The following is a 21,470-nucleotide window of genomic DNA, read 5'->3' on the forward strand; positions in this document are numbered from 1 at the left end:
GATATTTTACTATTTTTGTTAAATTTTAATAACCATGATGAAAATATTTTGTATTGGGGCTATTTCAATAGCTACGATGCATTATTCACAGACCTTTCCAGTGAATGGAATTCCAGAAAGTCTTAAGAGAAACGCAGATGCGGTTATCAGAAAAGATTTTACTATTGTACAAATTAACAAGATCAATGAAATTAAATATCAGTATAATACGGTAACTACTGTATTGAATAAAGACGGAGTAGCCCATGCAATTGTATTTATTCCTTATGAAAAGGGAGATCATGTATATGATGTAAAAGTTACAGTATATGATGAATTTGGGAAAAAAGTTAAAAATTTTTCTAAATCTGATTTCAAAGATTTCTCTAATAATTCACAAAGTTCATTTTATTCTGATAGTAGAATTTTAATTTTACCCTATGTTTCAGTGCAATATCCCTATACTATAGATTTTTCATATAGTACAATTAATGAGAATACGGTTTTTATTCCAGATTTTGTGCCGTTTTCAACAATTAACACTTCGTTGGAAGAAGCTCAATTTAAAATTATTAATAAATCCGGAATAGAACTTCGAACAAAAATATATCCTTCTCAATATAATTACTCTGCTGTGATAGAAAAAAATGATAGCGAAGGAAAAGAATATATGTATCGAAATATAGCTGCTATTGATGAAGTTTCCTTACTTCCTCAACCAGTTAAAATACTTCCTAAAGTAAGTTTCTCTTTAGCTAAGTTTAATTTGGAAGGTAAAGAAGGGGATATAAATAGTTGGAAAGAATTTGGGATATGGTACTATAATAATATCTTGCAGCCTGTTTCAATTTCTACTCCTTCAATTAAAGCAGAAGTAACTTCTCTTAATTTGCAGGGCTCAACGGAAGATAAAGTAAAAAAATTGTACCAGTATATGCAAACGAAAACAAGATATATATTTGTTGCATTAGGAATTGGAGGCTGGCAGCCGATGCTTCCTGATGAGGTACATAAAAAGGGATATGGAGACTGTAAAGGATTGACGAATTATATGAGAATGTTATTAGAAGAGGCCGGTATACCTTCTTACTATTGTGTTATCAACTCAAGTCCTTCACAAGTTTCGTTTGACCCTAATTTTCCTAAAATGGGTGGAAATCATGTTATTTTAATGGTGCCTACAGAAAAAGGAAATATCTGGCTTGAAAATACCTCTCAGCAGATAGCTTTTAATCATTTAAGCTATTCTACAACAGATAGAAATACACTTCTAATAAAAAAGGATGGGATAGAGTTGATCAATACGCCGAGTTACTCTGTAGAACAAAATAATGAAAAGCAGGTATTGACTGTGAAAATTAACGAAGATAATAGTATTGATGTTGAAGGAGTAATGTCATTTACAGGAAGTCAATATGACCATGTTTTTGGATATATAAGTTTATCGCCAAAAGAAAAAAATGAAGTACTAAAAAAGCAGTTTGATGTTTTAAATTTAGAAAAAGTTGAAATGAAAGACTTTATAAATGACAGAGATAAGGTAATAGCAAAATTCCAAGTTAATTTTAAGGCATTAAATTTTTCAAAAAAGGCGGGAAATAGTCTGATGTTTAGAGCTATTCCTATTTTTTCAAGTACAATTTATAAATCAGATGAAAATAGAGAGCTTCCATTTGAAATAAACCAATCTTTTGAAGATGATTATGATATTGATTTTGTTATTCCTCAAAATTATAAAATAGAAGAAATTCCTGAAAACTTTAGTACTACTTCAGAATTCGGAGAGTATTCTTTGAAAATTGTAAAAAATGGTGACTATTTAAAAATCCAACGAGTTATAAAAATAAACAAAGGAATATATACAAAAGATAAATATAATAGCTATGTGAATTTCAGAAAAAAGATAATCAACGTTGATAACTCAAAGATTTTAATTACTAAAATATAAATATGAATATTAAGAAAATAATATTGCTTCTCTGTAATTTAATAATATTTAATGCTATGACTGCTCAAAAGCATGAATTTCTTAAAATACCTAAGTTTAATGAGGCTGACTTATCGAAACCTAAATCTTTAATTGATGAAAATGCTCCAGCAGAGTTTTTACATAGATCGTCAGATTTTGTAATTGATGCAAAAACTGGTGAATTGCATAAAAAATTCTTTGCTAGAATAAAAATATATAGTAAAGAAAAAGCTGAGAAATGGCTTAGTTTGGAAATTCCGCTTATGGAGGTTGGTAATAAACATGAATATGTCACGTTGAAAGCAATTACTTATAATATTGAAAATGGGAAAGTTATTTCAACGAAAGTAAGCAAAGATTCAAAATATAAAAGCATAGAAGATAAAAATATAACAATAACTAAATTTGCTTTTCCTAATGTGAAAGATGGGTCAATTATAGAATATCAGTATGAAATTGAATCCCCCTTTTTACTTTCAATACCTGAGGTATTCATAGAAACTGAAATTCCCTCTGTTTACACTGAGTATGTATTAGATACTCCACAGAGTATTTTGTTCAGTATGAATTATTCTGGATCAATAAATCCAAAATATACACTGAGTCAAGATGATAGTTTCTATAATATACCTTATAAGACCTATCGTTTCGGATTTGAAAATGTAAAAGGTTTTAAAACTGAAAAATTCGTTGGAAATGATAATAATTACAAGACCAAAATAAAAGCTGAGCTTAATTCAATAAATTTTCTGGGACGTTTTGAACAATATAATTTAACGTGGGATCAAATTATGAAAAACCTCTATGAAAATAGTCATTTTGGAGGAGAGTTGGGCAAAGCTAAAATAGCAAAAGAAAATATGCCTATAGAAGTTTTAAGTGCAAAGAGTTTGCAGGAAAAAGCGGATATAATCTTTAATTTTGTGAAAAATCAATATACTTGGAATAAAGAAAGAGGAATTTTTACATCTAACGGTATTAAAAAACTTATAGAATCTAAAACTGGAAATGCCGCGGAGATAAATCTTTTGTTAATAGCAATGCTTAGAGAGATAGGTATAAAAGCAGATCCGCTTCTTATTTCAACCGTAAACAATGGAATAATTAATATGGCTTTTCCAAGTACTTATAATGTAGATTTTATTATAGCAGCGGTCGAAACTAAAGATGGATATCATTTATATGATGCTACATCTAGGCAGTCTTCATGTAATGAATTACCTCCAAGGGATTGGAATCAATTTGGTATTTTGCTTTCAAAAGATAAAGCTAAGCAATTGGATATGATTAATTTAAAGCCTAGTTTTAAATATCTTACTATAGAAGCTAAAATAAATGAAAATGGTAGTATTTCTGGAAGTTATTCAGATAAAGATAAAGGAACTTTTGCCATCCTTTCCAAGGAAAGTTATGATGACAATGCAGATAAATATAAAAGACAATACAAAGAAAATTTTTCGACAAATTTTTTAGAGATTAATTCAAAAATTCTTGAAAATGGAGAATTTGAAAGTACGATGAAATTCTTAGAAGATAATTTAATTGATAAAGTAGGAAAGAAAATTATTATTAATCCTATGTTGTTTTTAAGTAAGAATAGTAATGAATTTGATCAAGTAGAGCAAAGAAAGTATAGAATAGATTTTATTTCACCATTAGTTAAAGTAAAAAAAGTGGTATTAGAGATTCCTGAAGGATATAGTATCGAAGAACTTCCAAAAAGTAAGAAAATTGTTACTGAAGATAAAGAGATCTCCTATAATTATGTAGTTGAGCAAAAAGGAAATACGCTTGAAATTATCTCAACAACAACAGTGAACAGTGCAGATTATCCTAAAGAATATTATCCTGCGTTTAAGCAAATTTGGGGAGTCGCTTCAAAAACTGAAAATCAGGTGATCAGCCTTATTAAAAAATAAGGTTATGTAAATCAGTGCATTATGTATTTGTGTTGATTAAATTTTAAAATAATTGTAAAACCATTCAGAAAATGAATGGTTTTTGCATTTAAAAGAAAAAATGTAAACTATGAAAAATACCATTGCTGTTTTAGCACTATCTTCTTTCTTTATTTTTTCGGCCTGTAAAAAGACGGAAACAAATAATAAAGCTGGTGAAAAGACAGAAGTTGGGCAAGCAGAAAAATTCATTGTAGATTCTGTGAAAGTGAATGATTCAATTATGATCACCGATTCTTTACAACTAAAATATTCTTCCAAAATGTTGGTTTTTCCTTCTATTAAAGATAAAAAACTCTTAGATAGTATTTATTTTACCAATAAAAATATTCAGGACTTTTCAAAATCAGGGATTGAAAATTTTATCAAAAAAGATAAAGATGGATATTATAAATCTATTAAAAAAGATGCAAAAGAATGGGTATTAGATGTTGAAAATTATCAGGAATGGTATACGAGTTCATCTATGAATTTAAAATCCAACATGAATGATTTTATGCATATTCAATATATTTGGGGATCATATGAAGGCGGAGCGCATGATAATTATGGTTATAATGAACGAGTTTTCGATTTGAAAAATAGTAAGAAAGTTGAGCTGAAAGATATAACCTCAATGCCTAGGAATAAGCTGGAAGGTCTATTAAAACAAAATATTAATAAAATAAATACGGGCACAACCGATGAAAATGGGAAGGTCAATAATTCTGAAATGCTTTTAGTAGATGTAATTCCGGCAACGGATAATTTTTATTTCGATGATAAGAATTTGTATTTCCATTACAGTCCTTATGAGATTACAGCCTTTGCGGCAGGAGATATTATTATTCCTATTTCATGGGAGGAACTAAAAGGAACTCTCAATGCTAAATTTAAAGAAAGAATGAAAATCAAATAACCTAAAAAGCTTCCAAAATGGGAAGCTTTTTTATTTTTGGAACATTTTTTGACCTAGTTATGTAAACACACTAATATGAAAAAAGCAGTCATTATGTTGGCTGTCTCCTTTTTTATCATGTTATCCGCATGCAAGGAAGTCGGCATAAAAAACAAACACGTACAGTCTGATGTTCCTGTAAATTTCATCATAGATTCAGTAATAGAAGAAGATCTGGCGAATGTTTTTGACTCGCTAAGTGTGAAATATTCTTCTCAATTATTAGTGTTTCCCAATCTAACAGATAAAAATCTTCTTCAAAATATATATGATAAGAAAAATATTAAAGACTTTTCTAAAGAAGGTCTTGTAAAATATTTAAAGACTCAGAAAAAAGAATTATACTCAAAGCTTAAAAAATCAAATAAATTTACTCATTTAAAACAGCTTCAGAAATGGGAAAAGACTTCTCAAATGAATATTAAATTTAATGAAAATCAATATTTGCATATTCAATATTATGAAAGTATGTTTATTGGAGGACTGTATAATTACTATAACTATACGGAAAAGGTTTTTGACCTGAATGATAATAAAGAGTTAGAACTCAAAGATATTACTTCTATTTCAAAAGATAAACTTTCAAAAATACTCAATGAGAATATTGATAAAACAACGATGATGCAGCAGATGAAAAAATATGATGTGTTAGAGTATAATACTTTACTCACAAAAGAAGTTCCTATGACAAATAATTTTTATTTTGATGAAAATAATCTTTATTTCCACTACAATACAGAGGAAATTGCAGAGGGATATTCCATTGGAGATATTGTTATTCCTATTTCGTGGAATGAGTTGGGGAACACATTGAATATTGAATTTAAGCAAAGAATGAAGATTAAATAATCGATGAAGAGAATATTGGAATCTTATTATTCATTAATTTTTCAATTCAAATTAAATACTATTAAAATCCTTTAGAATAACAAAGCAATTTTTTACTTTTGTAGCAATGGAAAAAGTAGCTTTTATCATCAATCCTTTTTCGGCCAAAAAAAATTATCAGCCATTTCTTAATGAACTGATAAAAAAGGTTGGAAATCCGCTGTATTATATTTCAGAATCTATTCAGGGAACGGATGATTTTATCCGATACAATTTTGATAAAGTAGATATATTTGTAGCAATAGGAGGAGATGGAACAATTTCTACCGTAGCAAAAAATCTCATCAGTACAGAAAAGATTTTAGCAATTTTTCCTGCGGGCTCCGGGAACGGATTTTCTAATGAGACAAAATTCAGCAAAAATTTAGATGAGCTTCTTGCAAAAATCAATGCGAAAAAATCCAGAAAAATAGATACGTTTACGGTGAATGAAAGGCTTTCTATCAATGTTTCAGGAACGGGTTTCGATGGGAAAGTGGTGAAAGAGTTTGAAAAAACTGATCGTGGATTCAAAAATTACATCAAAGTTTCTCTTAAAACATTCTTTAATTATAAGCCGATCAAGGTGAAGTTTACTGATGAAAAATATCAGCAATACAATGGCAGATATTTAATGCTGAATATTGCGAATACACGCCAATTTGGTAATAACGCCTATATTGCTCCAAACGCCAGCAAAAGTGATGGTTTGGTAGATATGGTATTGGTTAAAAAGTTTCCCTTAACGTATTCTGCGCTGTTTGCCTACAGAATGTTTACCAAGAAACTGAAAGACGATGATTATGTGACTTATCTTCCGGTCTCCGAAATAGAATTTAAAGTAAATACCAAAAACTGGCATTTGGATGGAGAATTCAATAAGATAAAATCACCGATTCACGTTAAAGTTCAGCCTTCTAGCTTGAATATTTTGATTTAAGGTCATTGCGAGGAGCGAAGCGACGAAGCAATTTCAAATACGATTTTTAATACAAAGTTTGTCATTCCGTAGGAATCTATACACGAATCTTTCCATACTATTTTCTAATACTATGCTTAGATCCTTTCAGGAAGATAAAGAAAGTATGTGTTGAGTTTTTATGACGATAATTTAAATCCAGACAAACACTCTAGCCCCGATTGAAACGACATCCTTTTTGTGATAAGGCTTTGAAAAAAAAGCATCGGCGAAAAAGATACAGTGGAAAGCGGGATTAAGCTCCTGAAAATGAGAAGATCAAACCTCCAATTTCTTCTCAATCTCATTCGGATGATCCAAACAGTAGTGTAGCTGATCTTTATCTAATTGTTTTTCCCAATTGGCAACTACTACCGTAGCGACAGAATTTCCAATAACATTGGTTAAAGCACGGCATTCACTCATGAATTTATCAATTCCAAGAATCAAAGTCATTCCAGCAATCGGAATTTCAGGAACGACGGCCAATGTTGCTGCTAGCGTTACAAATCCTGCTCCTGTAACTCCTGCCGCTCCTTTTGAGCTTAGCATGGCAACCAGAAGTAACATTAATTGTTTTTCAATCGAAAGATCGATATTTAAAGCCTGTGCGATGAATAAGGAAGCCAATGTCATGTAGATATTAGTTCCGTCAAGGTTGAAAGAATATCCGGTTGGAACTACCAAACCTACAATGGCTCTTGAGCACCCTGCTTTTTCAAGCTTTTCCATAATCCCAGGAAGCGCTGACTCGGAAGAGCTTGTTCCTAATACCAAAAGAAGTTCTTCTTTCAGATAATACATCAGTTTAAAAATATTAAAACCATTGTACCAAGCCACAGCACCCAAAACCAAAACAACAAAAAGGGCAGAGGTGATATAGAAGGTGCCGACTAAGAATATTAAATTTATAACAGAATGAAGTCCATATTTTCCAATCGTAAATGCCATAGCTCCAAAAGCACCAATGGGCGCTAATTTCATAAGCATGTGTACAATTTTAAAGATTGGAGTAGAAAGATCCTGTAAGAAGTCTGTAATTCTCTGACTTTTTTCTTTGGTCAATACCAAGGCAACTCCCATTAAAACGGCCACCAGAAGAACCTGTAAAATATTTTCTCCCACTAACGGGCTAAACAGGGTTTCTGGAATGATGTTCATGATAAATCCTGTTAAGGTTGTTTCATGAGCTTTCTGCTGATATTGTGAAACATCGCCGGATAAAGTAGCCGGATCAATATTTAAACCGTGCCCGGGTTGTAATATATTCCCGACAATTAAACCGATAATTAAAGCTAAAGTAGAAAAAGTAAAAAAATAGATCATTGCTTTTACGGCAATTCTTCCTACTTTTTTAAGATCGGTCATGTGGGCAATTCCCAAAGTAAGGGTTATGAAAATTACCGGAGCAATAATCATTTTTACCAATTTAATGAAACCATCACCCAATGGTTTCATTTTTTCTCCTACTTCAGGATAAAATCTTCCTAAAAGAATTCCTGCAATAATTGCAATAATAACCTGGAAATAAAGCTGCTGATAGAATTTTTTTGCTTTCAAAAAAGAAGTATTTATAATTTTAAATGAGGAAAATTAAGGAAATTTATCTTTATACATGATGAAAATCATAAAAAGTTTCGGAGGGGCTGTAGCCCCGCCGAAACTTTTTATAGTATAATTGACTCTGATCTTTAGTTAAGTATCAATATAATAAACAGGTAATTATTCCACTGCTACAGAATCATCCCCGCGACCATCGGCCACAGCGTGAATCGTTGCAGTATCATCAATAACAATCATTTCTGTTTTTCCGATATATTTTACTTTTTCAATGACGTAATTTTTAGCTTTTAATTCCGAAATGGTAGATTCGGGGAAATTGTTTTCCACCGAAACGGTTTCAGGAAGCCATTGATGATGGAATTTTGGAGCATTAACAGAAATATTGGCATTCAATTTAAAATCAACAACATCTACAATAGATTGATATACGGAAGTTGGGATTGTAGTTCCTCCGGGAGTTCCTACCACCATATATGGTTTTCCGTTTTTTAGAATAATTGTTGGCGTCATGGAGGAAAGCATTCTTTTATTAGGCTGGATGGAATTAGCCTCGCCACCCACCGCTCCAAACATATTGGGAACGCCAGGTTTTACAGAGAAGTCATCCATTTCATTATTTAAAAAGAAACCGGCTCCTGTTACCAGTACTTTGCTGCCGTAATATCCGTTAAGGGTTGTGGTAACTGCTGCTGCATTTCCTTCTTTATCAATCACTGAAATATGGGTAGTTTCTGTTGATTCTTTGGGTTGTTTAATGATTTTTCCAACCTCTGAACTTGGAGTCGCTTTATTGAAACTGAAACTTTTCCATCTGTTTTTTAAATATTCGTCAGAGATCAAATAAGACGTTTTATCCTGAATGAAATCCGGATCCCCCATATATTCTGCTCTATCAGCATAGGCTCTTCTTTCTGCTTCTACCATGATCTGTACGGCAGGAGTGGAGTTTTGTTGATACTTTTCTAAGTTCTCAAAAGCAGCCATTCTTAACATTTGAGCTAAAAGGACACCTCCGCTTGAAGGTAGAGGCATGGTGACAACATTGTTTCCTTTATAATCGAATTCCAGTGCTTTTCTTTCGGCAACTTTATAATTTTTTAAATCTTCTAATGTGATAATTCCGTTTCCTCTTTTCATTTCGGCAATCAAAAGATCAGCTGTTTTTCCCTCATAGAATCCTTTGGCTCCTAATTTCTGAATGAGCTTTAACGTTTCTGCCAATTCTTTCTGAACCAAAATATCTCCTGCTTTCCAAGGAGTATTTTTTACAAAAAGAATCGTCGATTTATTATGTTTTTGAAATTTTTCTTTTTGAGAATTCAGCATATCAGCTTCCTTGTCGGTAATCGCAAACCCTTTTTCAGCCAAATCAATAGCAGGTTGGATGATTTTAGCCATAGGAAGTTTACAGTATTTTAAAGTAGCAAAAAATCCGGCGATACTTCCTGGGATGCCTACCGCTAACCTTCCATTTTGGGATAAATCTGTGTCGGCTTTACCGTTTTTATTGAGATACATATCTCTTGAAGCCTTTTTTGGAGCAGTTTCACGATAATCAATTGTGAATTTTTCACCATTATTTTTCACGCCCACTAAGAAACCGCCGCCGCCGATGTTTCCAGCTTGAGGATAAACTACGGCTAAAGCATACTGCGTTGCTGTGATAGCATCATACGCGTTACCTCCCATTTTGAGAATCTGGGCTCCGGCTTCACTGGCAAGAGGATGTGCAGAAACCACAACGCCTTTGTTTTTTACTTTAACTTCTTTTACAATGGTAATATCAGTAAACTGACCCAAATAGAATTGAGTACCTAGGAATAATGCTGCGATAATGAGTCCTTTCATATTATTTGTATTTTTCTTATAAACAAAAGTATATATTTTTTTCATGAAAATCTTCCTTAAATAGATGTGAAATGTTCATGTGAATTGTTTTATTTGTATTTTAAAATAGGATGTAATTTATAATGTTCATTTAATAATATTATTTAATGGTTATAATTCATCTGTATGGTCTTTGTTTTGAGTTTTTAATTATTCTTTAGAATAATTCACTATTTTTGAAAAAAAGCATATGATGAAAAATTACCCGAAAGTTATTTCTTTAGGAGCATTGTTTTTTGTTTCTACGTACGTAAAAGCACAAAAAGACTCCACAAAAACAAAAAGTATAGAAGAGATTAAAATTACAATAGGATCTCGAAACAAAGCAAGGGTAGCAACAGATACGCCCGTGCCTGTAGATGTTATTAATATTGGCTCACAGTCTGTTATGACCCCGCAGTTAGATTTGAATCAGATTCTGAACTATGCAGCTCCCTCATTTACATCCAATTCAACAACGGTAGCCGACGGAACAGATCATGTGGATCCTGCACAATTGAGAGGGTTAGGGCCGGATCAGGTATTGGTTTTATTAAATGGTAAAAGAAGGCATACTTCATCTTTAGTAAATGTAAATGGTTCTCCGGGAAGAGGATCCGTTGGTACCGATTTAAATGCTCTTCCAGCTTTTTCTATTGAACGGTTAGAAGTGTTAAGAGATGGAGCTTCAGCTCAATATGGTTCTGATGCTATTGCTGGAGTGATTAATGTAATTATGAAAAAGAGTACCAATGCTCTTACTTCAGCTATTACAGTAGGAGGATTCAACTCCAAAGGATCAAATGATCATAGTGGAGGCTGGGATGGCGGTAAATATCAGGTAGATCTTAATTACGGTACTGCTATTGGGAAAAAAGGATTTGTAAACTTCACAGCCAGTTTAATGAAAAGAGATGAAACCCGAAGAGCAGGGGTAGCTACAGGGAATATTTTTAATGCATATAATGCTATTGAGCGTAGAGCGTTGGATGGTGGTGTGAATCTTTCTTCTCTTTTTGGTAACGTGAATGATAATTCACAACAGGTTATTGATTATATTCATCAATATGCGCAGAATGTGAACTATTTTAGTCCCACCTTTCAATCACAGATTCAAGGGGCTAATATGATTTCTGAATTAAAGTCACTTTTACGTGCAGATTTTACAGAAAACGAATTAGCTTATAGAGGACTTACAAGAAAAGACTTTAATATGAGAGTTGGTCAGTCTAGGTTGACATCGGGACAATTTTTCATGAATTCTCAATTCGAATTATCATCGTCTATACAGGGGTATGCCTTTGGAGGGATTTCATATAGAGATGGCAATGCTGGCGGCTTTTTTCGTAGACCCAACGAAAGGAGAGCATCAACCTCAATTTATCCTAATGGCTTTTTACCTGAAATCGCCTCTGATGTGGTTGATCTTTCTTTTGCTACAGGATTTAAAGGGAAAATTGGTGCTATCAATTACGATATAAGTAACACATATGGACGAAATAGCTTTGATTATACGATAAAAAATACAGCTAATGCTTCAATGGCATATCCAAACAAAACTGAATTTAATGCTGGAGGACTAAGTTTTTCACAGAATACCGTTAATGCAGATTTTGACACAAAATTAAATTGGTTGAAAGGTTTTAATATTGCTTTTGGAGGGGAAGCCAGATTCGAAAGGTATAAAATTACAAACGGTGAACAAGATTCGTGGGCGTTATATGATACTAATGGTAATATTCAAAATATTTCTACTCTTGCTAACGTAAAACCGACTGACTTTTTTGGAGAAACAAGACCTGGAGGAGCACAGGTTTTTCCGGGATTCAGACCTGAAAATAGTTTGAATAAAGGAAGAAGTTCGGTGGCTGGCTATCTGGATACAGAACTTGATATTACAGATAAATGGTTGGTAAGTGGTGCCGTACGTTTTGAAAATTATTCTGATTTTGGATCTACATTTAATTATAAAATAGCGACAAGATATAAACTTACCGATAAAATTAATATTAGAGCGGCGCACTCTACAGGATTTCGGGCACCATCTTTACAGCAGATTTATTATAATGCAACATCAACTCAATTTGTAGGTGGGGTAGCTTACGAGGTGGGTACGTTCTCTAATGATTCTCAAATAGCAAGGAATTTAGGGATTCCTCAATTAAAGCAGGAAGAGTCTGTAAGTTATTCTGCAGGGTTTACCGCTAAAATACCAAATGCTAATCTTACTTTTACTGTTGACGGGTATTATATTAAAATTAAAAATAGAGTCGTATTAACCGATCAATTTTTAAGACCAGATGGTACTTATCCGGAGGGAAGCTCGCAATATGATCTTCAGAAAGAGTTTGATAAAGCGAATGCGAATGCAGCAACCTTCTTTGCGAATGCCATTGATACCCAAACAAAAGGGTTGGAAGGGGTGATTTCGCATAGAGCAAAATTTTCTTCAACCATAGCCTTGAACTCGGATTTTGCGGTAACGATTTCCAAAACCAATAGAGTAGGGAATATCCACGGTTCTGACCTTTTGATTAATGCCGGACAGATCAACCGTTATTATTCTGAAACAAGCCGGGTGTATCTTGAAGAAGCTATTCCGAGATTTAAAGCTTCTCTTAATAATAGTTTAGAGATCAATAAGTTTAGTGTTTTGTTGAGGAATGTATATTTTGGGAAAGTAACAGATCCTAATACCATGGATACAAATGGAGATGGCAAAATAGGTTATGAAATAGTTAATGGAGGTGTTGTTGAGAATGAGCATCCGGTGTGGGGTGCAAAAATAATTACAGATCTCTCTGTAGCGTATAAGTTCAATAAGAGCTTTATTTTGACTGTTGGAGCTAATAACTTATTTGATATTTATCCAAGCAAGAATTATGGACCGGCAAATGTTCAAAGGCCTTCTATGGATGCTTCTGGAAATATAGTGTATACACCAGCTACAATTGATCTTTCTAATCAAGACCAGTTTGTGTACTCAAGAAATGTTTCACAGTTTGGAATGAATGGGCGCTTTCTATTCACAAGATTGAACTTTAATTTTTAGAAAATCTTATCAATGTTCTGAAGGTGTGTTTTTACATACCTTTTTTTATTATGATAAGCATGATTTTTTTACTTTTGTACAATTAAAAATTAAAACAGGTAAAATGGAATCGTATACGGAAAGAATACTAATTACAGGTGCTTTGGGACAGATCGGCACCGAACTTACGAATAGACTTGTCGAGATTCACGGTGCAGAAAACGTAGTAGCTTCTGGACTAGACAGATGGCAAAAAGGCATTACCGCTGCAGGTCATTATGAAAGAATGGATGTTACCAATACACAATTGGTAAAGCAGGTGATCAAAGATTACGATATTACAACAGTTTATCATTTGGCTTCGCTTTTATCAGGAACTTCTGAGAAGCAACCTATTTTCGCTTGGAAATTAAACCTTGAGCCTCTTCTTCAGTTTTGTGAAATGGCAAAAGAAGGTCTTCTTAAAAAGATATTCTGGCCAAGTTCTATTGCTGTTTTTGGGAAAGGAATTCCTAAAGAAAACGTAGCACAAGATGTTGTTTTAAATCCAACTACAGTATATGGGATTTCTAAAATGGCAGGTGAAAAATGGTGTGAATATTATTTTGACAAATATGGAGTAGATGTAAGAAGTATCAGATATCCGGGTTTGATCTCATGGAAAACTCCTGCAGGTGGAGGGACTACAGATTACGCTGTTGAGATTTTTTATGAAGCTATTGAAGAAGGAAAATACACAAGTTTTATTTCTGAAAATACAGGAATGCCGATGTTGTATATGGACGATGCAATTAACGCAACATTGAAATTAATGGATGCTCCAAAAGAAAGTGTAACGGTTCGTTCATCTTATAATTTGGGGGGAATGTCTTTCACTCCAAAAGAATTGGCAGAAGAAATTAAGAAAGAAATTCCAAGTTTTGAGATCGATTATAAACCAGATTTCAGACAAGCGATTGCAGATTCTTGGCCGGCATCAATTGATGATTCTGTAGCGAAAAAAGACTGGGGATTAACCTATGATTTCGGAATTTCTGAAATGTCTAAAGATATGATCAAGAATCTTAAAGTAAAATTAGGTAAAGATTAATTATCTAAAGTTAAACTTTAATTAAAATATATTTTAACATCTGATTATTAATTAATTATAATTATTATCTAAAATTTAGTTTACATGGTATTGTTCACTTTTAATATTGTAAATATTGAAGCTAAGACCAAAAATGATCTTCAGATTACAGATGAAGAGCGATTGGGGATTACAGAAAATAATACAAAAGCTATTCTTAGGATTTTAGATATTCATGATGTAAAAGCAAGTTTTTTTGTGGAGATTTCTATCGCAGAAAAACTTAAAAATCTAATAAAAGCAATTTCATCCCAAGGGCATGAAATTGCTTTTTATAATAAAGATTCCACTCTTCAGGAAATTGAAGAAACTAAAAAAAACACGCAGGATCTTCTCGAAAAACAGATCCGTGGAATTCGTCAAAAAGATTGTAAACTTCCGCAGGAGAATTTAAAACTATTGGAATTTAATTATGTTTCCAATATCGATAATGCGAATATTCTTTTTCCTTTTAAACGGTTAAAAAGAAATACAGAGATCACAGAAGAGGATGGATTAAGTATTATCCCGGAAAGTATTTCACCTTACTTTCAATTGCCATATAATGATTTTATGTTTCAGATCTTGCCTATGAAGTATTACAAGAATATGGTTTTTGAAACATTGAAAAATGATGACTTTGTTTTGATCTATCTTAATTCTTGGCAGTTCACCGATTTCAAAAAATATCAGTTTGATATCCCTTTTTACAGAAGCCTATTTTCGGGCAGAAAAATGGAGGACAAATTAGATGCCCTCCTTACTTGGATCAACGAGAATGACATGGCCACTTCTCGTATGAAAGATTATATTTTTTAATTTTCTGTTTAATTTTCCCACTGATTTCACAGATTTACACAGATGTTTGTGTTTTTCTTTGTGGAAATGTTAATGTATTTGTGTCTAGAAAATTAATTTAAACAGAAAGATTTAATTATTTAAATTGTTGATTTCAGATAGGCAAATAAATTTGCTTCGCGAAGCTGGAACGATGGCTTAATCAAATCAACATGTTGATTCATCTTTGCTCCCTTAAATATAGGTTCAAAATAAAATCTTTGCGTTAAAAGACTCTCTAAAATTTTTTAGATTAAACATATTTTTGTGTTATTCGTGCAAAAAATTAGTGTTATTTGTATTTAAAAACTACGCCAATTCAAAAAGCGTAATTTCCGGCAAAACACCAACTCTTCCAGGGTAGCTTAGAACCCTAAAGCCTCTGTTTACATAAAGTATTTTATATAAATCAGCCCATTTTGGATAACGGTATTGAACAGGCGACCATTGTATGTTTTTTAATCTAACCAAAATTGGAGATACTTACAATAAAATATCTGTTTTGTATAGAATATTTTTAATTATTCATCCTTAATACAGATGGCAAATAGATCTGTGGAATACTCTATTTCTTTTCTGATTATTATATCTTTAAATGAATATTTTGAGGTGAAATTATCTACCTTATTATTTTCTGTAGTTGAATTATTTATACCAGATATATACTTTTGTTTTAGATCAAACAACTGTTTCAGTGATTGTAATAGGAATATCTTTAGAAAATTAGGGTAAAAGAATAAAGTACATGGCAGCGTTATTATTTTTTGTTTTTTTGTACGAGAAATTTCTTCCAATACTAAGTCTGAATCAGAACCTATTTTAAGAATATCTACTTTGCTGAATTGTTTTTGAAGTAAACTCTCTAAACTCTTAGGAGTGTATTCTTTTAAATGAAAAATATTCCATGGCTTTTGAATATAATTGAAAAGTCGATGTTTTTTATCTGGCGTTGAAATAAGTAAACAACCACCGAGCTTTAAAAGTTTTTTTAATTTAGCTACATATTCAATGTCATTTGGAACATGTTCTATGACTTGAAAAGAAGTTATAACATCAAATTTTTCATCTGTCAGTTCTGAAATTGTTTTGAAATCTAAGTTGGGGAGGATGTAATTTTTTTTTGCGTAATTAACGGCTTCTTTGCTTATGTCTACACCAATAATACTTTCCGCATTTTCAGATAATAATTCTGTACCATAACCGGAACCGCAGCCAAAGTCTAAGACTTTTTTATTTTTCACGAAATTTTTAGCATATTCATAAGTCGCAATATGCATCAAATGAAGATGAAATTCTGATTTATTATTAAAATTTTCGTTTAGTATATGTCTCTCACCTGTATTTTCCATCTGTTACGGATAAATGCGTTTTAGTTATGATTATTCACCAAAGATATAAAGTATTTACGCCAATTCAAAAAGCGTAATTTCCCGCAAAACCCCAACTCTTCCGAGGTAGCCAATACACCAAAGCCTCTGTTTACGTAAGATGTTTTTCTTTGTGTTTAAAATTTCTCTCTCGCAGATTTTGATGATAACGCAGATTTTTGTGTTATTCGTGTAAAAAAAATAGTATTATTTGTGTTTAAAAACTACGCCAATTCAAAAAGCGTAATCTCCGGCAAAACACCAACTCTTCCGAGGTAGCCAATACTCCAAAGCCTCTGTTTACGTAAAATGTTTTTCTTTGTGTTTAAAATTTCCCTCTCGCAGATTTTTGTGTTATTCGTGCAAAAAATTAGTGTTATTTGTGTTTAAAAACTAAGCCAATTCAAAAAGCGTAATTTCCGGTAAAACCCCAACTCTTCCAGGATAACCCAGCACGCCAAATCCTCTGTTTACATAAAGCATTTTCCCTTCGCTTTCATACAAATCAGCCCATTTTGGATAACGATATTGTACAGGCGACCATTTTATGTTTTTTAAATCCAAACCAAACTGCATTCCGTGTGTGTGACCAGAAAGTGTTAAATGAACGTCTATCGGGTGTTTTTTAACCACGTAATCGAAATGAGTAGGGTCATGGCTCATTAGTATTTTTGTTGCTGATTCTGGAACTCCTTTTAAAGCATCATCCAGCTTTCCAAACTGAGGGAAAGGTTTTAATCCCCAGTTCTCAACACCCAGAATATAAATTTTCTCACCGTTTTTCTCAATTACTCTATGTTCATTTCGAAGCATATCGAAACCGGCTTGCTTTTCGTAATCAATTAGCGTGTCAAGATTTTTTTTCTTGGCATCTAATGAAGTCCATGTTACATAATCTGCGTAATCGTGGTTTCCCAGTACGGCAAATTTCCCATCCTTCGCTTTGATCTTTGAAAATAAAGGAATAAATGGTTTGAATTCATCTGCAATATTATTCACCATATCTCCTGTGAATAACACTAAATCTGGGTTTTGTTCATTAATTAAATCAATCGCGTGTTCCAATTTACTTGGGTCAGAAAAACTTCCACTGTGAACGTCAGATATTTGTATGATCTTATAGCCTTTAAAGCTTTTTGGAAGATTAGTGAAATTTATTCTCACTCTTCTTACTTTGTGACGGTATTTCCCGAATGTAATTCCATCAATAAACAATGCCGAGAGTATACCTCCCAAACCAAGTCCCATAATGCTTAAGAACTTTCTTCTTTCAGGGAAAAAGTTTTCCGTCGGTCGGGTCAACCCAATTAAATAACCTCCAGTTCTGAAAATATCATCAATTAATAAAAACAGAACAATGAAAATTTTAGGCAAAATAAAGATTAAAAATAACGAGATCATTATTTGAGCCCTCACCGTACTTCTGTCTGATCTTTGAAAGTGAGAGACTTCGTAAGCGAAGAATCCGTAAACAGCCAGAGATACAACCCAGTATCCTGTTTTGATCCAGGAATTGTCTGTTAATGTTCTTATTGCCTGATAGATGTATACTTCTAAAAACAAAAAGATAGCAGCGATGAATAAAAAATTTCTTTGCATAATAATGGTTAAAAAAAGCACAAAGAATACCTTCCCTGTGCTTTTTTATATTTTTAAATTAAATATTTTTAAGGAAATCTATACACGATAGCATTGATATTCATTCCGGCACCAACCGAAGCCATAACAATGTTACCTTTATCTTTAAACGATTGACCCTCCATTTTTCCTTTAATTATGAGATCAAATAATGTAGGAATTGTTGCAACAGAAGAATTTCCCAGCTTCTGGATGGTCATAGGAGAGATTGCATGATCATATTCTTTCACATGATAAAGCCTGTGAATTCTTTCGATCATTGCATAATCCATCTTAGCATTTGCCTGGTGGATCAGTATTTTATCTACATCTTCAATAGAAAGTCCGGCATCATCAATTGTTTCTTTTACAGCTACGGGAACATTTTTAAGAGCGTACTCATAAATTTTTCTTCCCAGCATTCTGATGTAAAATTTATCTTGATCTGCTTCTTTGTTAAGAGAACATCCACTTACTAAATACTCAAGTTCAGGACCATTATCACAAATTGTATTGTGGGCAATGATTCCTACGTTTTCTTCCTCAGTAGCGGTAACCACAACGGCTCCGGCTCCATCTGCAAAAATCATTTTATTTCGGTCATAAGGATCTGTAACACGACTTAAAAGCTCACTACCAACCACAAGAATCGTTTTAGCAACATTTGCTTTGATTAGGTTGTTGGCTAAGATCATTGCTTCTACCCATCCCGGGCATCCAAAGATCATGTCATACGTAATACACTTTCTGTTTTTGATGCCTAAATGATTTTTAACTCTTGCCGCCATCGTAGGCATAAAGTTGACAAGGCCAGCAGTGCTTACCTCACCAAAATTACTTGCGTAAATGATATAATCTATTTCTTCAGGATTTACTTTTGCATCTTCAATTGCAATTTTAGATGCTTCGTACCCAATTCGTGAGTTAGAATTATCATCTTCAATATATCTTCGCGTCTCAATTTCAGTAATTTCTACAAATTTTGAGATAATTTCTTCTGTAGGTTTCTCTATTTTTTCACCTTCATCTGTATAAAACTCAGAATCCATGAAGTAATCGCTACTAATAACTCTATTAGGAATATAAGATCCAGAACCAATAATGATCGTATTCGGCATTCGTTTAAATGATTTTTTTTAAAGACGCAAAGTTAATAATTAATATTAATAAGAAAGAATTAAAAATATTATTAAATTTGCAAAAATTGTACTTTACAATCTATGAAAAATAATCCGTCTTTAAAAGGTTTAGCTATTGCTGTTGTGGTGTTTATGATGGCCTTTGGGATTTACTTCTTCTTTTTAGCTAAGAAAAATTATTACTTAGTAGATAACCCTACGCCCAATACCTATTATTACAAGATCAACAACGGTTCTGAAGGAATTATTTCTGCAGGGCAGTTTGTGCATGTAGATCTGAAACAGGGTAAAAATGCTATTAAAGTTTTTGACCAGAATAAGAAATTACTCTATGATTCTGCATTTGAAGTAAATAAAATCCGTGGGCTTTTGAATATTGCTCACCAAGATTATTATGTTAATCGTCAATATTATGGATACAATCTTAAAAAAGATTCATTACTTTTGGCGCTGGATAAGACCGTTATAGACGGAAAGCCCTATTTTGGAGCGCCAAAACGCTTCAATAAGCTTTATACAGAAGATTTTTACTACAATGTAGATGAAGATTATGATAAAATGATCAAAAACATCCAACAGGTAGAATCAAGATCAAAGATCTTCAGAAAACAAGATTTCCTTAATTATTATAAAGAATATTACAAGTTTTGACAAACGATATCAACAAAGTGACGCCCTACAATTCTGAGGCTACAAAAAAGAGCCAGGTAGAGGATATGTTCGACAATATTGCACCAAAGTATGACCTTTTAAATCATGTTTTGTCTATGAAAATTGATGTTTTATGGAGAAATACATTGGTGAATATGATGAAAAAAGATAACCCGCAAGAAGTGCTGGATGTGGCTACTGGAACGGGAGATCTGGCAATTACAATTGAAAAAGGAACCAATGCGAAAATAATTGGTTTGGATTTATCGCAACAAATGTTAAATGTTGGCGTTAATAAAATAAAAAAACTTAATTTAGACGGCAAAATTTCCATGCAAAAGGGAGATGCAGAAAATTTACCTTTCGAGGACAATAGATTCGATGCTGTTTCCGTTGCATTTGGAGTAAGGAATTTCGAAAACCTAACCAAGGGGTTAGCAGAGTTAAGAAGAGTAGTTAAGGATAACAAGAGTGTTTATATACTGGAGTTTTCAAAGGTTGAGGGGGTTTTAGCACCATTTTATATGTTTTATTTCAAAAATGTATTGCCTGCCATAGGCAGATTGGTTTCTAAAGATAGCAGGGCATACACATACCTTCCGGATTCTGTGAACGCTTTTCCTTTCGGGGAAAAGATGAGACAAATTCTTTTAGATACAGGATTTAAAAAAGTTGAATATAAAAAACTAAGTTTAGGTATAGCCACAATTTATAAAGCAACAAAGTAACCTATGAATAAATTTCTATTAAAAGCACTGGTTTTAGCCTCAGTAAATATTGCTGTTTTTGCAGACGCACAATTTAGAACCCGAAACAGAATGGACAAGTTGGAAGATTTCGACCAACAGATATTTAGTTGGGGTTTTTATTTGAATGGTAATATAGTAGACTACCGTATAGTACTTAACCCAAGATACGGTATGGATGGTAACCAGAATCTTGTTTCATCTAAAAATAGTAAAAGTTTCGGAGCGGGATTGATCGCAAAATGGAGACTTAACGATTATTTAGATTTAAAATTGGAACCAGGCTTGCAATTTGCTCAAAGGCAACTTACTTTCAACACACAGTCAAATGACCAGTATGCTGCAGGTTCTTTGACGAATTCTCCTTTTATTCCGATTCCTTTGAATGATAAAGACAAAGTAAGAGATATTAAATCTACCTTGGTAGATATCCCTATTATGTTGGAGCTTCATGGGCAAAGGTGGTATAACTCAAGACCTTATATTGCCGCTGGGGTAAATTACATTGTCAACTTACAGTCTAATTCTGATTCTACAGATGATAATTTACAACAGGTGTTTAGATCTACAACGCATAATTTTGCTTGGTCTGCAGAAATGGGTATTCAATTTTATTTCAACAAATTTAAATTGACCCCTGCAATTAGAGGAACTTTCATTATGAACAATGAATTGGTTGCTGATAATGCGAATACACCTCCTTATTGGACGTCAGCAATGTCTACTTTACAAACAAGAGCGGTGTTTTTTGTATTGAAATTTGAATAAGAAATAAGCTTATAAAATATAAAGGGGGTGTATTACATCTCCTTTTTTGTTGGAAAATCAAAATATAGGGAGTTTTATTTTTGTTACTGTCAATATTTTTTTATTTTTG

Annotated in this window: 16 protein-coding genes and 1 pseudogene; 11 read left to right on the forward strand and 6 right to left on the reverse strand. The window is 32.7% G+C overall.

Annotation, left to right across the window (positions count from 1 at the left end; all coding sequences use genetic code 11):
* Window positions 1–34 precede the first annotated feature (34 nt).
* From AMQ68_RS11020 to AMQ68_RS11040, 5 genes are all read left to right on the forward strand, one after another.
* A complete protein-coding gene (locus AMQ68_RS11020; protein ID WP_054510695.1) occupies window positions 35–1,927 on the forward strand; it encodes a DUF3857 domain-containing protein in 1,893 nt (630 codons plus the stop codon).
* Between the two features lie 2 nt (window positions 1,928–1,929).
* Complete coding sequence (locus tag AMQ68_RS11025) at window positions 1,930–3,867, forward strand: transglutaminase-like domain-containing protein (RefSeq protein WP_241775108.1); 1,938 nt, start codon at window positions 1,930–1,932, stop codon at window positions 3,865–3,867.
* A 109-nt stretch (window positions 3,868–3,976) separates the two neighbouring features.
* On the forward strand, window positions 3,977–4,804 hold the full coding sequence (locus tag AMQ68_RS11030) for an RsiV family protein (RefSeq protein WP_054510696.1): 828 nt from the start codon (window positions 3,977–3,979) through the stop codon (window positions 4,802–4,804).
* Window positions 4,805–4,879: 75 nt separating this feature from the next.
* The gene (locus tag AMQ68_RS11035; RefSeq protein WP_054510697.1) at window positions 4,880–5,692 is read left to right on the forward strand and encodes an RsiV family protein; all 813 of its coding nucleotides are present in this window, start codon (window positions 4,880–4,882) and stop codon (window positions 5,690–5,692) included.
* Between the two features lie 106 nt (window positions 5,693–5,798).
* Window positions 5,799–6,650, forward strand: a complete 852-nt coding sequence (locus AMQ68_RS11040; protein ID WP_054510698.1) for a diacylglycerol kinase family protein — start codon at window positions 5,799–5,801, stop codon at window positions 6,648–6,650.
* A gap of 297 nt (window positions 6,651–6,947) precedes the next feature.
* Here the strand turns inward: AMQ68_RS11040 and AMQ68_RS11045 are convergent, their stop codons facing one another.
* A complete protein-coding gene (locus tag AMQ68_RS11045; protein ID WP_054510699.1) occupies window positions 6,948–8,228 on the reverse strand; it encodes a dicarboxylate/amino acid:cation symporter in 1,281 nt (426 codons plus the stop codon).
* A gap of 162 nt (window positions 8,229–8,390) precedes the next feature.
* Window positions 8,391–10,079 carry a gamma-glutamyltransferase gene (gene ggt, locus AMQ68_RS11050; RefSeq protein ID WP_054511101.1) on the reverse strand — a complete coding sequence of 563 codons (1,689 nt, stop codon included), beginning with the start codon at window positions 10,077–10,079 and terminating at the stop codon, window positions 8,391–8,393.
* Window positions 10,080–10,308: 229 nt separating this feature from the next.
* On the opposite strand from ggt, the gene AMQ68_RS11055 reads away from it, so the two are divergent.
* The 3 genes from AMQ68_RS11055 to AMQ68_RS11065 all read left to right on the forward strand — a co-directional run bounded on the left by AMQ68_RS11055 (window position 10,309) and on the right by AMQ68_RS11065 (window position 15,055).
* Entirely contained in the window at window positions 10,309–13,149 is a 2,841-nt protein-coding gene (locus tag AMQ68_RS11055) for a TonB-dependent siderophore receptor (protein ID WP_054510700.1), read from the forward strand.
* Between the two features lie 103 nt (window positions 13,150–13,252).
* Complete coding sequence (locus tag AMQ68_RS11060) at window positions 13,253–14,218, forward strand: NAD-dependent epimerase/dehydratase family protein (RefSeq protein WP_054511102.1); 966 nt, start codon at window positions 13,253–13,255, stop codon at window positions 14,216–14,218.
* An 84-nt stretch (window positions 14,219–14,302) separates the two neighbouring features.
* Window positions 14,303–15,055, forward strand: coding sequence for a polysaccharide deacetylase family protein (locus AMQ68_RS11065; RefSeq protein WP_054510701.1), 753 nt, complete (start codon window positions 14,303–14,305; stop codon window positions 15,053–15,055).
* Between the two features lie 327 nt (window positions 15,056–15,382).
* On the opposite strand, the pseudogene AMQ68_RS25085 reads toward AMQ68_RS11065, so the two are convergent.
* From AMQ68_RS25085 to AMQ68_RS11080, 4 genes and pseudogenes are all read right to left on the reverse strand, one after another.
* Window positions 15,383–15,535, reverse strand: a pseudogene (locus tag AMQ68_RS25085) (metallophosphoesterase); the annotation flags it as partial.
* Window positions 15,536–15,594: 59 nt separating this feature from the next.
* Window positions 15,595–16,422, reverse strand: coding sequence for a bifunctional 2-polyprenyl-6-hydroxyphenol methylase/3-demethylubiquinol 3-O-methyltransferase UbiG (locus tag AMQ68_RS11070; protein ID WP_054510702.1), 828 nt, complete (start codon window positions 16,420–16,422; stop codon window positions 15,595–15,597).
* A 411-nt stretch (window positions 16,423–16,833) separates the two neighbouring features.
* Window positions 16,834–18,039, reverse strand: a complete 1,206-nt coding sequence (locus AMQ68_RS11075; protein ID WP_054510703.1) for a metallophosphoesterase — start codon at window positions 18,037–18,039, stop codon at window positions 16,834–16,836.
* 68 nt (window positions 18,040–18,107) lie between these two features.
* On the reverse strand, window positions 18,108–19,175 hold the full coding sequence (locus AMQ68_RS11080; RefSeq protein WP_054510704.1) for a 3-oxoacyl-ACP synthase III family protein: 1,068 nt from the start codon (window positions 19,173–19,175) through the stop codon (window positions 18,108–18,110).
* A gap of 102 nt (window positions 19,176–19,277) precedes the next feature.
* On the opposite strand from AMQ68_RS11080, the gene AMQ68_RS11085 reads away from it, so the two are divergent.
* From AMQ68_RS11085 to AMQ68_RS11095, 3 genes are read left to right on the forward strand one after another with little or no spacing between them, the layout of a single operon-like run.
* Window positions 19,278–19,847: a hypothetical protein gene (locus AMQ68_RS11085; RefSeq protein WP_054510705.1), complete on the forward strand. Its 570-nt coding sequence runs from the start codon at window positions 19,278–19,280 to the stop codon at window positions 19,845–19,847.
* Entirely contained in the window at window positions 19,844–20,575 is a 732-nt protein-coding gene (ubiE, locus tag AMQ68_RS11090) for a bifunctional demethylmenaquinone methyltransferase/2-methoxy-6-polyprenyl-1,4-benzoquinol methylase UbiE (protein WP_054510706.1), read from the forward strand. Before AMQ68_RS11085 ends, ubiE begins: the two co-directional genes overlap by 4 nt.
* A gap of 3 nt (window positions 20,576–20,578) precedes the next feature.
* Entirely contained in the window at window positions 20,579–21,361 is a 783-nt protein-coding gene (locus tag AMQ68_RS11095; protein ID WP_054510707.1) for a porin family protein, read from the forward strand.
* Window positions 21,362–21,470 lie beyond the last annotated feature (109 nt).

The sequence above is a fragment of the Chryseobacterium sp. ERMR1:04 genome (assembly GCF_001297705.1).
Taxonomy (GTDB): domain Bacteria; phylum Bacteroidota; class Bacteroidia; order Flavobacteriales; family Weeksellaceae; genus Chryseobacterium.

Coding starts and splice junctions, on each gene's coding strand:
- AMQ68_RS11020 (WP_054510695.1), top strand. CDS start 35: ATGATGAAAATATTTTGTATTGGGGCTATTTCAATAGCTACGATGCAT.
- AMQ68_RS11025 (WP_241775108.1), top strand. CDS start 1,930: ATGAATATTAAGAAAATAATATTGCTTCTCTGTAATTTAATAATATTT.
- AMQ68_RS11030 (WP_054510696.1), top strand. CDS start 3,977: ATGAAAAATACCATTGCTGTTTTAGCACTATCTTCTTTCTTTATTTTT.
- AMQ68_RS11035 (WP_054510697.1), top strand. CDS start 4,880: ATGAAAAAAGCAGTCATTATGTTGGCTGTCTCCTTTTTTATCATGTTA.
- AMQ68_RS11040 (WP_054510698.1), top strand. CDS start 5,799: ATGGAAAAAGTAGCTTTTATCATCAATCCTTTTTCGGCCAAAAAAAAT.
- ggt (WP_054511101.1), bottom strand. CDS start 10,079: ATGAAAGGACTCATTATCGCAGCATTATTCCTAGGTACTCAATTCTAT.
- AMQ68_RS11055 (WP_054510700.1), top strand. CDS start 10,309: ATGATGAAAAATTACCCGAAAGTTATTTCTTTAGGAGCATTGTTTTTT.
- AMQ68_RS11060 (WP_054511102.1), top strand. CDS start 13,253: ATGGAATCGTATACGGAAAGAATACTAATTACAGGTGCTTTGGGACAG.
- AMQ68_RS11065 (WP_054510701.1), top strand. CDS start 14,303: ATGGTATTGTTCACTTTTAATATTGTAAATATTGAAGCTAAGACCAAA.
- AMQ68_RS11070 (WP_054510702.1), bottom strand. CDS start 16,422: ATGGAAAATACAGGTGAGAGACATATACTAAACGAAAATTTTAATAAT.
- AMQ68_RS11075 (WP_054510703.1), bottom strand. CDS start 18,039: ATGCAAAGAAATTTTTTATTCATCGCTGCTATCTTTTTGTTTTTAGAA.
- AMQ68_RS11080 (WP_054510704.1), bottom strand. CDS start 19,175: ATGCCGAATACGATCATTATTGGTTCTGGATCTTATATTCCTAATAGA.
- AMQ68_RS11085 (WP_054510705.1), top strand. CDS start 19,278: ATGAAAAATAATCCGTCTTTAAAAGGTTTAGCTATTGCTGTTGTGGTG.
- AMQ68_RS11095 (WP_054510707.1), top strand. CDS start 20,579: ATGAATAAATTTCTATTAAAAGCACTGGTTTTAGCCTCAGTAAATATT.